Annotated in this window: 11 protein-coding genes; 8 read left to right on the forward strand and 3 right to left on the reverse strand. The window is 42.0% G+C overall.

Annotation, left to right across the window (positions count from 1 at the left end):
* Positions 1 to 85 precede the first annotated feature (85 nt).
* Positions 86 to 592: a DUF3990 domain-containing protein gene (locus C9991_RS09330; RefSeq protein WP_106812273.1), complete on the reverse strand. Its 507-nt coding sequence runs from the start codon at positions 590 to 592 to the stop codon at positions 86 to 88.
* Entirely contained in the window at positions 589 to 822 is a 234-nt protein-coding gene (locus C9991_RS09335; RefSeq protein ID WP_106812798.1) for a DUF3791 domain-containing protein, read from the reverse strand. Before C9991_RS09335 ends, C9991_RS09330 begins: the two co-directional genes overlap by 4 nt.
* A 344-nt stretch (positions 823 to 1,166) precedes the next feature.
* Between C9991_RS09335 and C9991_RS09340 the strand changes: the two genes are divergently transcribed.
* Entirely contained in the window at positions 1,167 to 1,862 is a 696-nt protein-coding gene (locus tag C9991_RS09340; RefSeq protein ID WP_106812274.1) for a tetratricopeptide repeat protein, read from the forward strand.
* Between the two features lie 33 nt (positions 1,863 to 1,895).
* On the opposite strand, the gene C9991_RS09345 is transcribed toward C9991_RS09340, so the two are convergent.
* On the reverse strand, positions 1,896 to 2,702 hold the full coding sequence (locus C9991_RS09345) for an MBL fold metallo-hydrolase (protein ID WP_106812275.1): 807 nt from the start codon (positions 2,700 to 2,702) through the stop codon (positions 1,896 to 1,898).
* 201 nt (positions 2,703 to 2,903) lie between these two features.
* Here C9991_RS09345 and C9991_RS09350 point away from each other — a divergent pair, with 201 nt between their 5' ends.
* From C9991_RS09350 to galK, 7 genes are all read left to right on the forward strand, one after another.
* Positions 2,904 to 4,520 (forward strand): ABC-F family ATP-binding cassette domain-containing protein, encoded by a 1,617-nt coding sequence (locus C9991_RS09350; RefSeq protein WP_106812276.1) that lies wholly within the window; start codon positions 2,904 to 2,906, stop codon positions 4,518 to 4,520.
* Positions 4,521 to 4,623: 103 nt separating this feature from the next.
* A complete protein-coding gene (locus C9991_RS09355; protein WP_232823292.1) occupies positions 4,624 to 5,193 on the forward strand; it encodes a nucleotide exchange factor GrpE in 570 nt (189 codons plus the stop codon).
* Between the two features lie 82 nt (positions 5,194 to 5,275).
* The gene (gene dnaJ / locus C9991_RS09360; protein WP_198643774.1) at positions 5,276 to 6,445 is read left to right on the forward strand and encodes a molecular chaperone DnaJ; all 1,170 of its coding nucleotides are present in this window, start codon (positions 5,276 to 5,278) and stop codon (positions 6,443 to 6,445) included.
* Between the two features lie 140 nt (positions 6,446 to 6,585).
* Positions 6,586 to 7,881 carry a bifunctional folylpolyglutamate synthase/dihydrofolate synthase gene (locus tag C9991_RS09365; protein ID WP_106812279.1) on the forward strand — a complete coding sequence of 432 codons (1,296 nt, stop codon included), beginning with the start codon at positions 6,586 to 6,588 and terminating at the stop codon, positions 7,879 to 7,881.
* A 161-nt stretch (positions 7,882 to 8,042) separates the two neighbouring features.
* Positions 8,043 to 9,134, forward strand: coding sequence for an aldose epimerase family protein (locus C9991_RS09370; protein WP_106812280.1), 1,092 nt, complete (start codon positions 8,043 to 8,045; stop codon positions 9,132 to 9,134).
* Between the two features lie 163 nt (positions 9,135 to 9,297).
* Positions 9,298 to 10,599, forward strand: a complete 1,302-nt coding sequence (locus C9991_RS09375) for an MFS transporter (RefSeq protein ID WP_106812281.1) — start codon at positions 9,298 to 9,300, stop codon at positions 10,597 to 10,599.
* 90 nt (positions 10,600 to 10,689) lie between these two features.
* On the forward strand, positions 10,690 to 11,850 hold the full coding sequence (galK, locus tag C9991_RS09380; protein ID WP_106812282.1) for a galactokinase: 1,161 nt from the start codon (positions 10,690 to 10,692) through the stop codon (positions 11,848 to 11,850).
* Positions 11,851 to 11,940: the final 90 nt, after the last annotated feature.

Below are 11,940 nucleotides of genomic sequence, written 5' to 3' on the forward strand. Positions count from 1 at the left end.
GCTCGCTCTGCGCTTATATGTAGCGTCTCTGCCAATAACATTATAATTCGGCTTTGTTTGCGCCATAATACATTATCTCTCATTGTTAATCCTCCGTGTTAATTATAGTTGATGAAATGAAAGTAAGATACTTATCTACGATTTCTTGGTTGAGAATACATATTTGATGATTCACAGCTTTGTATTTTAGTTGTCCAAGAGCCTGTTCTGCTGTTATAATGCCATTCTCATAATCTTCTACAGTATCAATAACATTGTCATTGGCGACACCACCTTCAACTATATCATATTGATTTTGAATGGTACCTCCGCTTCGGCAGTCTATAACGTATTCCAACCATTCTATATTATAAGATTCAAATATCTTAATACGATAGTTGTCAGACTTAACTCCATTGAAATCTAATGAATATACGGATAGAACAGCTTTCGCTTTTTTCCCTTTTCTTTCGGCAATAACTCTTGCCCATGCTTCTGCTTGCGTTTGTAATTTCGTTAGATAAAAGCCTTGCCCAAAATCAACCTTGCTTCTTCCCAACTTTACAAGCGGTGTGGGTACTTCCGTATATGATCCATGAAATAAATTTATCATGATTCCGCCTCCCAATTTAGAAGTGTTTCACAAATGTCTTCTGCAACCCAATCTAAACTTTGGGTATGTAGCTCCTCATAACGCTTGAAAAGTCGGTTGTGTATAAGCCCTTGCTTCTGTAGACGGTCGAACATAGTCTTGCCGGTGATGCCAAGCTTCTTAGCTCCGCTCTCTATTGCCATAACTGCAAAATGGACTTTGCGGTAGGTGTCATTATCTATATTATTCATATTAGCCATATTACATATTAAAATAATTTAAAAACAATGATTTGTTAGATGAGATTTATTCTCTCCACAAAGATAGTACTTTCTCTTTAAACTGAATAGTAAAACTTTAGGAATTATGTGCAAAAAACACAAAGGTTTTTGACCTGATGCGTATCTGCTCAAGGCGGTTTGGGCACAACTCCGCTTTGTCAGATTAAGATGAAAATTAAAAAATAAAGCCAAACTAACTATAAAACATTTGTGTTCTTTGGTATTTATTCTTAATTTCGCACTCGGATTCAATGGAATGTGCATCCGTGCCATAATTGATAGGCACTCATTAAAGAAATAACGAAATTTAGATAATGAAACCAGTATTTGTATATTTGTTCTTATTCCTTGCTTCTGCTGCCAATGTCTCGGCGCAGACAAGCACTTCAACTATGTTAACACGTCAGCAACTTAGAGATAGTCTTGCTGTTGCATCAGAGCAATTGAGCTATCATCCCGACTCGCTTGACTTGCGCTTAAGAAAGGCAGGATGGAATCTTCAGCTTGAGCAATGGCAGTATGCGCACGATGAATACGACTATGTGTTGAGGCGGGAACCCTACAATCTGGCAGCCTTGTTTTATCGTGCTTTTGTAAACGAAAAACAGCAAAGATACAAGTTTGCAAGGCTCGATTATGAGAACTTGCTGTCTACTGTGCCCGATCATTTTGAAGCCCGACTTGGATTGGCTCTTCTCAATGATAAGGATAACAGATATACAGATGCGATAAACCAGATAAACCTCCTTGTAATGCAACATCCAGATAATGCTGTGGCTTATGCGGCAAGAGCTGGTATGGAGGTAGAACGCAAGATGTATGCTCCTGCCGAATACGATTATGGTAAAGCTATAGAGCTTGCTCCAAGCAATACCGACTACTTGCTTAGCCGTGCCAATGTGCGCATTATTATGAAACGCAAAGCAGAAGCACGTGACGACCTTGACCGTATGGTTAGGCTTGGTGTGTCGCGTGCATCTCTTGTAGATTGGTATCGCAAGTGTCGATAGGATGCCTAATTGCAGTGGAGCAAGGCAGTTGCATTATACCAAGTCAAAGATGCCCGTAGGCAGTTTGCGGCGTAAAACCTCAACAGGCAAACTGCCACCAGTCTTTATTCCTGCATTCTCCAAAGCGTCGACAACGCATTGTAAGGCTATCTCGGGCTTGTTGTTCTCTTCGCTAAGGTGGCATAGCCATATGTGGCGAAGGTTGTCGGTGTGATTGGCAACAAGAGCTTCGGCACAAAACAAGTTGCTCAAGTGTCCGCTGCCACTCCTTATCCTTTCCTTAAGATAGTAAGGGTAGGGACCTACCTCAAGCATCTGAGGGTCGTAGTTGGCCTCAATCACAAGATAGTTGGTGCGTCTTATAACAGAGGCAATCTCGTCTGTGATGTGGCCTACGTCGGTAAGCAGACTGAACACCACACCGTTGTGCTCTATCATGTAACCAGCATTGTCGGTGCTGTTGTGCGGTACGGCGAATGGTGTAATGTTAAAGTCGTCTATCTTGAAGCTTACTCCTGGTTGCACGTACATTCTTCTGTCGTGTGTAATCTTGCTGCGCATACATACATTGCTGTCAAGACCCGAATGTACAGGACGTGTAGCATATACAGGAATCTCAAACTTCTTGGATATGCTGCCAACAGACTTTATATGGTCGGCATGGTCGTGTGTAACAAGTATGGCCTTTATGCCACTGAAATAGTTAAGACCATAGTCAACAAAATGGTTCTTAAGTTTGCGGGTTCCAATACCTAAGTCGATAATGATGCCGCCGTTTTCTGTATATAAATAGTAGCAATTGCCGCTACTTCCGCTTCCGAATGAAATGAATTTGAACATTGGTATTTTTAATTATAGCACTTGGTCCGTTGTGGACTTTAAGATGCAAAAGTAGCTATAATCAATGATAAATAAGTAAAAAAACAAAAAAACTTCATTTTTGTGCAATAAATTGAGTAACTTTGCAGCCAGTTTTTGTGTATACTACATTGTTTAGTATAACCAGAAGGGGAAAAATAAAATAACTTACAATATTATAAAATGATAACAGTAACCAATCTCGCTATTCAGTTTGGAAAAAGAGTTCTTTACAAGGATGTCAACTTGAAGTTTACAGCTGGCAATATCTATGGTGTCATAGGCGCTAATGGAGCTGGTAAGTCAACTCTTTTGCGTGCTATCAGTGGAGATTTGGAACCCAATAAGGGTTCGGTTGAATTGGGACCAGGCGAGCGTCTTTCAGTGCTTGAGCAGGACCACTTCAAATTTGATGCCTATCGTGTTCTTGATACTGTATTGATGGGACATGAGCCGCTTTGGAAAAATATGAAGGAGCGTGAGGAACTTTATTCTAAGCCAGAAATGAGCGAAGAAGATGGAAATCGCGCTGCTGAACTTGAACTAAAGTTTGCCGAAATGGAAGGTTGGGAGGCAGAGAGCAATGCTGCACAGATGCTTTCTAATCTTGGTATCCCTGAAACATTGCACGAGAAGCAAATGAGCGAGCTATCTAACAACGAGAAGGTGCGCGTTATGCTTGCCAAGGCATTGTTTGGCAATCCGGATAACTTGTTGCTTGATGAGCCTACCAACGACTTGGACCTTGATACAGTACAGTGGCTTGAGGAATATCTTAGCAATGTAGAACAGACTGTTCTTGTTGTGAGCCACGACCGTCACTTCCTCGATGCTGTCAGCACACAGACAGTAGATATCGACTTTGGTAAGGTAACAGTATTTGCAGGTAACTACTCATTCTGGTATGAAAGTTCTCAGCTCGCTTTGCGTCAGGCACAAAACCAACGCCAGAAAGCAGAGGAGAAGCGTAAGGAGTTGGAAGAGTTTATTCGCCGATTCTCTGCCAATGTGGCAAAGAGTAAGCAGACAACCAGTCGTAAGAAGATGCTTGAGAAGCTTAATGTTGAGGAGATTCGTCCGTCAAGCCGTAAATATCCGGGCATTATATTCCAGATGGAACGCGAACCAGGAAATCAGATTCTTGAGGTTGAAGGCTTAAAGGCAGTTGACGAGGATGGAACTGTATTGTTCGATAATGTTAACTTCAACATCGAGAAGGGCGAGAAGGTTGTGTTCCTAAGCCATAATCCTAAGGCTATGACAGCCTTGTTCGAGATTATCAATGGCAACCGCGAGGCTGATGCAGGTACATATAAGTGGGGTGTGACAATTACAACAGCTTATCTGCCATTGGATAATACCGAGTTCTTCAATAGTGATAAGAATCTTGTAGATTGGCTGAGCCAGTATGGTCCAGGCAATGAGGTTGTAATGAAGGGCTTCCTTGGACGTATGCTTTTCTCTGGCGAGGACGTTATGAAGAAGGTAAATGTACTTTCGGGAGGCGAACGTATGAGATGTATGATTGCAAGAATGCAGCTCAAGAATGCCAACTGCTTGATATTGGATACACCAACCAATCACTTGGACCTCGAGAGTATTCAGGCTTTCAACAACAATTTGGTGGGCTTTAAGGGCAATATCCTATTCTCGAGCCACGACCATGAGTTTATACAGACTGTGGCAAACCGCATCATAGAACTTACTCCAAGCGGAACCATTGACAAGCTTATGGATTACGACGATTATATTTATAACGAGGACATCAAGGCCCTTAAGGCTAAGATGTACAACGTATAGTAAGCAATATAACTTATAGTTTACTGACAAAACCTTGCCAACTTATCCTTGAGAGGACGTGTTGGCAAGGTTTTTGCTGATATAAAAAATAAAAACATTAATTATGAATAATAATATGAAAGATAATGAGAATGTAGAGAAGGACATCGAAATCAAGGACGGCGAACTTGAGAATGATGCACAGGCTACAGAAAATAAGGAAGAGAAAAACGCTGAACCTACAGTAGAAGAACAGCTTGATGCTGCCAAGAAAGAGATAGAGGCGCTTAAGGACAAGTATCTCCGTTCGGTTGCCGAGTTTGACAACTATAAGAAACGCACCATTAAGGAGAAGGCTGAGCTTATACTTAACGGTAGCGAGAAGGCTGTAAGTGCCATTCTGCCAATATTGGACGACTTTGAGCGTGCTCTTGCAAATAAAACCGATGATGCAGAGGCTATGAAGGAAGGCATGAAGCTTATCTTCAACAAGTTTAACAAGACATTGGAGTCGCTTGGAGTAACAAAGATAGAGACAGAAGGGAAGGACTTTGATGTCGACTTTCACGAAGCGGTTGCTATGGTTCCGGGTATGGGCGATGATAAGAAAGGTAAGGTTATCGACTGTGTTCAGACGGGTTATCAGCTTAATGATAAGGTGATAAGACACGCAAAGGTTGCCGTTGGACAGTAATAAAATGCCGATACAACGTTTTATTGAATTTCAGAGTTAATACTAAGTAGGAGAATAACCACACACATTATTTTATTATATAATGGCAAAGAGAGACTACTATGAAGTGCTGGGCGTCAGCAAGACTGCTACAGATGACGAGATTAAGAAGGCTTATAGAAAAATTGCTATAAAGTATCACCCCGATAGAAATCCTGGCAACAAAGAGGCTGAGGAGAAGTTTAAGGAGGCTGCTGAGGCTTACGATGTACTACATGATGCACAAAAGCGCCAGCAATACGACCAGTTTGGATTTGAAGCTCCAGGTGGTGGCTTTGGCGGTGGCTTTAACGGAGCAGGTGGTTTCTCTATGGATGACATCTTCTCTATGTTCGGTGATGTATTTGGCGGACATGGAGGAGGATTTGGTGGCTTTGGCGGTTTTGGCGGTGGAGGCCAACGTCAGAAACCACAATATCGTGGTGCTGACTTGCGTATAAAGGTTACACTTACGCTTCAAGAGATTGCTACTGGCACAACAAAGAAGTTCAAGGTAAAGAAGGATGTTACATGTACACATTGCCATGGTACTGGTGCCGAGAACGGCAGCGGTAGCGAGACATGTCCAACATGTAATGGTAGCGGTGTTGTAATGCGCACCGTCAGAACTATGCTTGGAATGATGCAGACACAGTCTGAATGTCCTAACTGTCATGGCGAAGGCACTATCATCAAGAATAAGTGTAAGGAATGTGGCGGTACTGGCGTAGTTAAAGGAGACGAAGTTGTCGAGATCAAGATACCAGCTGGCGTAGCCGAAGGAATGGTTGTAAATGTTCCTGGCAAGGGTAATGCTGGTCAGCACAATGGCATTAACGGAAATATTCAGGTTTACATTTCTGAGGAACCTAACGATACTTTTGTGCGTGACGGTAATGACGTTATTTACAATCTGTTGCTCGACTTCCCTACAGCTGTTCTTGGAGGACAGGTTGAGATACCTACTATTGACGGAAGCAAGGTGAAGATAAAGATTGAGCCAGGTACACAACCTGGCAAGACTTTGCGCCTGCGTGGAAAGGGTTTGCCTGCTGTTCAAGGTTATGGCAATGGTACTGGTGACTTGGTTGTAAACATCAGTGTGTTTGTGCCTAAGACATTGACTCGCGATGAGAAGAAGGCTATTGAGAGCTTCCGTGACAGTGACAACTTTAAGGGCGACAAGGAAACAAAGAAGTCTATATTCGAGCGGTTTAAGAATTATTTCAACTAATAATAATTCTATGTGAGCCGTGCGATGTCGGCTTTTGAATATATTGACGACAGGGTTTATAGGGCTGCATGGTCTTGTAAACCCTGTTTTGGTATTCTAACCAGAAGTGGTTTAATTACTATAACATTTAATCATCAATTATGAATTATCAAGAAACAGTTGAATACTTGTTCAACTCGACACCTGTTTTTGAGAAGGTTGGCGCATCTGCCTATAAGGAAGGCTTATACAATACGAACGAACTCGACAGGCATTTCGGTCATCCACATCGTCTGTTCAAGACTATACATGTGGCTGGAACAAATGGCAAGGGCTCTTGTTCGCACACCATTGCAGCCATACTTCAGGCTGCTGGATATAAGGTAGGACTTTATACATCGCCACATCTTGTTGACTTTCGCGAACGAATAAGAGTGAATGGCGAGTGTATCAGTGAGCAATATGTTGTAGACTTTGTGGAGGAGGAGAGAGGTTTCTTCGAACCTTTGCATCCTTCATTCTTCGAACTTACAACTGCTCTTGCCTTTAAGTACTTTGCCGAGAAAAAGGTTGATATAGCAGTTATAGAGGTGGGACTTGGTGGCAGATTGGATTGTACCAACATTATAACGCCAATCTTGTCGGTTATAACAAATATCAGTTTGGATCATACTCAGTTCTTGGGCGACACACTTCAGAAGATAGCTGGCGAGAAGGCAGGCATTATCAAGCCTAACGTTCCGGTTGTTATAGGCGAGTATAATACGGATACAAGACCCGTGTTTGAAGCAAAAGCTATTGAGAATAATGCACCTATAGTATTTGCTGAGGATACTCAAGAGGTTATTCAAGTAGAAAACGAACTTAACGGAAGAAAACGTTATACTACAGTAAGTTACGGGGATATCAATGGCGAACTTGCGGGCGAGTATCAGCAAAAGAATACCAACACGGTTCTGCATGTAGTTAAGCTTTTGAAGGATATGCATGTGATAGATAATGACGATTGTGTGCGTGTGGGATTCTCTAATGTCTGCGAATCTACAGGACTTATGGGACGTTGGCAAACCTTAGGCACATCGCCACTGGTAGTGTGTGATACGGGTCATAATGTAGGCGGTTGGCAGTATCTAAGTCATCAGATAAAGGCTGTTGAGTGTAAGACTCTGCGCATTGCTTTTGGTATGGTAGACGACAAGGATATAGAGCATGTTATGGATATGCTGCCAAAGAATGCTGTTTACTATTTTGCACAAGCCACAACACATAGAGCTATTCCAGTGAACGTAGTAGGCGAAAAGGCTCTGGCTCATGGCCTGCACGGCACATGTTATACATCTGTCGAGGATGCATATGAGCATGCATTGGCAGATGCCGAAAAAGACGACTTTGTGTTTGTTGGAGGCAGCAGTTATGTGGTTGCAGACCTATTAACATATAAGAAAAACAACAATTAATTGTTTTTAACGGGCAAAATGAAACATTTTTGCTATAAAAACCTTGGGCATTACATTTTTTTTTGTTTACTTTGCAACACATAAATAAACGCTTTACAACCATGTCCTTAATTAATAGGGCATGGTTGAAAGTAGTAGGCGTGTAACTAAAAACTTGATAAATGATGAACACAACCGAAACAGAAAACATTTGTGGACTGAAGAGAGCTGACTTTCAGTCTACAATAGCTGGTAAAGAGACCGATCTTTACATCTTGAGAAACAGTGAAGGTAATGAAGTGGCCATCTCTAACTATGGAGGCGCTTTGGTTGCTATTATGGTTCCTGACAGAAACGGTAATAGAGCCAACGTTATTCAGGGTCATGACAATATCAACGATATAGTAAACTCACCAGAGCCTTATCTTTCAACACTTATTGGTAGATACGGAAACCGTATTTGCAAGGGACGCTTCCAGTTGCATGGTAAAGAGTATCAGTTGCCTATCAACAATGGTCCTAATAGCTTGCATGGTGGACTTAAGGGCTTTAACGCTAAAGTTTGGGATGCTCTTCAGATGAACGATCACACATTGGTACTGAAGTATGTTAGCCCGTATGGCGAAGAAGGCTTCTCTGGTGAAATGAAAACAACTGTTGTATATTCGTTTACCGACGACAACGAACTTGTAATCGAGTATATGGCTACAACAAACAAGAAGACTATCATTAACCTTACAAGCCATGGCTTCTTCTCGCTTGCAGGAATTGCTAATCCTACCCCGACAATCGAGAACTTGGAATGTGAGATTAATGCAGATTTTTATATTCCTATCGATAATACGTCAATCCCAACTGGAGAAATTCTGCGTGTAGAAGGCACTCCTTTCGATTTCCGCAAGCCTAAGACTGTAGGTCAGGACATTGATGCCGATAATGAGCAGATAAAGAATGGTGCTGGATACGACCACTGCTTTGTTCTTAACAAGAAGGAAGAGGGCGAGCTTAGCTTTGCGGCAAGAATTAAGGAGCCTGTAAGCGGACGTATCATGGAGGTTTATACAACCGAGCCAGGTGTTCAGGTTTATACAGACAACTGGGCTGATGGTTATAAGGGACAGAATGGGGCTACATTCCCACGTCGTAGTGCTATCTGCTTTGAAGCTCAGCATTTCCCTGATTCGCCTAATCGTCCTTACTTCCCGTCAGTGGTATTGAACCCAGGCGAGCAGTATACACAGAAGACTGTCTATAGATTTGCAGTTGATAAATAACAGTTATAATCAATCATACTTGATTAGTCTAATACAATAATTGAGGATTGGAGCGTCGGTTTCCGATTCTCAATTATTAATGTGTAAAACAACCTTATTGAGTAGATAAAATCTTCTATTGAGACTAAATAAATTACAAATAACTAAAACAACAAACAAAACAATGGAAAATTCCAAGAAAAAACAAGGCAGTATTATTGCTATTTTGGCAATGATATTTCTCTTTGCTATGATTGCCTTTGTAACAAACCTATGTTCGCCAATGGCTATCATATTGAAAAATGCCTTTCAGGTGCCTGAGAGTTTGGCACAGGTAGGCAACTATGGTAACTTTGGTGCTTACTTGCTTATGGGTGTTCCGGCTGGTTTGCTTATTGACAAGTTTGGCTATAAGAAGACAGCTCTTGCAGCTCTCGTAGTAGGCGTTATAGGTTTGCTTATCCAGTGGGTTAGCGGCTCAATGGGCTTCGTTGTTTACCTTATTGGTGCTTTAATCTCAGGTCTTTGCATGTGTATGCTTAACACTGTAGTAAACCCAATGCTTAACCTTCTCGGTGGTGGCGGTAGCACTGGTAACCAGCTTATCCAGATTGGTGGCGTGTTCAACTCGGCAGCAGCCGTATGTGTTTACATGCTTATGGGTAGTCTTATCGGCGATGCTTCTAAGGCAAAGGTAGCTGATGCTGCTCCTGCTCTTTTCATCGCACTTGCTATTTTCATCTTTGCTCTTGTGGTTATCTTCTTCACTAAGATCGAAGAGCCTCAGCATGCTTCAAGTAATTCGGCAAAGAATGCCAACGACAAGTATAGCTGTTATTCTTTCCGTCACTTCAAGTTGGGTATGCTTGCTATTGCCGTATATGGTGCAGTAGAGGTTGGTCCTCCTACTTATATCCTTGGATATCTTACTGCAGCAAAGGACGCTGTAAATCCTGGTATGGGTATGGATGCAGGCTATTGTGGTACACTTGCAGCTGTATACTTTATCTTTATGCTCATCGGTCGTTTTGTTGGCGGTGTGTTTGGAGGTAAGATTTCTCCTAAGGCTATGATTGCTACAGTAAGCTTTGCAGCAATGGTTCTTGTTGTTGTAGGTATGGTTCTTCCTACATCTATGACAGTAAAGTGTCCTGGCATCGACTATACAACAATGAGCTTTGTATGGGGTGAGGTTCCAGCAGGTATCTTTGCATTCCTTCTCATCGGTTTGTGTGCATCAGTAATGTGGGGTGGTATTTTCAACCTTGCAACTGAGGGTCTTGGCAAGTATACAGCAAAGGCTTCTGGCGCATTTATGATGATGGTTGTAGGATTTGCTATCATGATTGGTATTCAGGCAAAGGTTGTTGACTTCACTCACAGCTATATCACCAGCTTTATCGTGGTGTTGCTTAGTGCCGCATATATTTTCTATTTCGCAATGTGGGGTTCAAAGAACGTTAACACAGACATTCCAGTAGAGTAATTAATAATAATAAAGGCTTGTTTTAAAGATGTTGAGTCTTAAAGCAAGCCTTATTTTCAAATCTAAATATTAACTAAAACACTTTTGATTATGGATATTGAATTTGTAAGAAGCCGCTTCATCAAGCATTTCGACGGAAAGACAGGAAACATTTATGCATCTCCTGGTCGTATCAATCTTATTGGTGAACATACCGATTATAATGGTGGTTTTGTATTCCCAGGAGCTGTTGACAAGGGCATTATGGCTGAGGTTCGCCCAAACGGAACTAATACTGTTATGTGCTACTCAATCGACTTGAAGGACCGTGTAGAGTTTAAGGTAGACGATCCACAAGGTCCTCGTGCAAGCTGGGCTCGCTATATTTATGGTGTTGTTCAGGAGATGCGCAAGCTTGGTGTAGACGTTAAGGGTTTCAATACAGCATTTGCTGGTGATGTGCCTCTTGGTGCTGGTATGTCTTCATCGGCTGCTCTTGAAAGCTGCTTCGCTTATGCATTGAACGATTTGTTTGGTGATAATAAGGTTAGCAAGTGGGATATGGTTCTTGCAGGTCAGGCTACTGAGCACAACTATTGTGGTGTTAACTGTGGTATCATGGACCAGTTTGCAAGCGTATTTGGTAAGGAAGGTTGCTTAATGCGTCTTGATTGCAACAGCCGTGAGTTTGAATATTTCCCATTCCGTCCAGTAGGCTACAAGCTCGTATTGCTTAACTCTTGTGTAAAGCATGAACTTGCTGGTTCTCCATACAACGATCGTCGTAACAGCTGCGAGAATGTAGTAAAGCATATTGCAGCAAAGCATCCAGAGGCTCACTTCGATACATTGCGTGATTGCACATGGGAGCAGCTTGAGGAGGTTAAGGCAGAAGTAGGCGAGGAAGATTACAAGCGCGCTCACTTCGTTCTTGGTGAGAAAGACCGTGTTCTTGCAGTATGTGATGCTCTTAACGCTGGCGATTATGAGACAGTAGGCAAGAAGATGTACGAGACTCACGAAGGTCTTAGCAAGGAGTATGAGGTATCTTGCGAGGAGCTCGACTTCCTCAACGATATTGCCAAGGAGAATGGTGTAACTGGTAGCCGTATTATGGGCGGTGGTTTCGGTGGTTGTACAATCAACCTTGTAAAGGAGGAACTTTACGACCAGTTTATCGCTGATGCCAAGGCTAAGTATTCTGCCAAGTATGGCAAGGAGCCTAAGGTTATCGATGTAGTAATCAGCGATGGTTCACGTAAGATTTGCTAATAAAAATATTCTTGCCTTTAATAATATAAAGGTATAATAAAAAAATAAATCCGCAATGCTAACTAAAGCATTGCGGATTTTTATTGTTTA

The sequence above is a fragment of the Prevotella merdae genome (assembly GCF_900290275.1).
Classification (GTDB): domain Bacteria; phylum Bacteroidota; class Bacteroidia; order Bacteroidales; family Bacteroidaceae; genus Prevotella; species Prevotella merdae.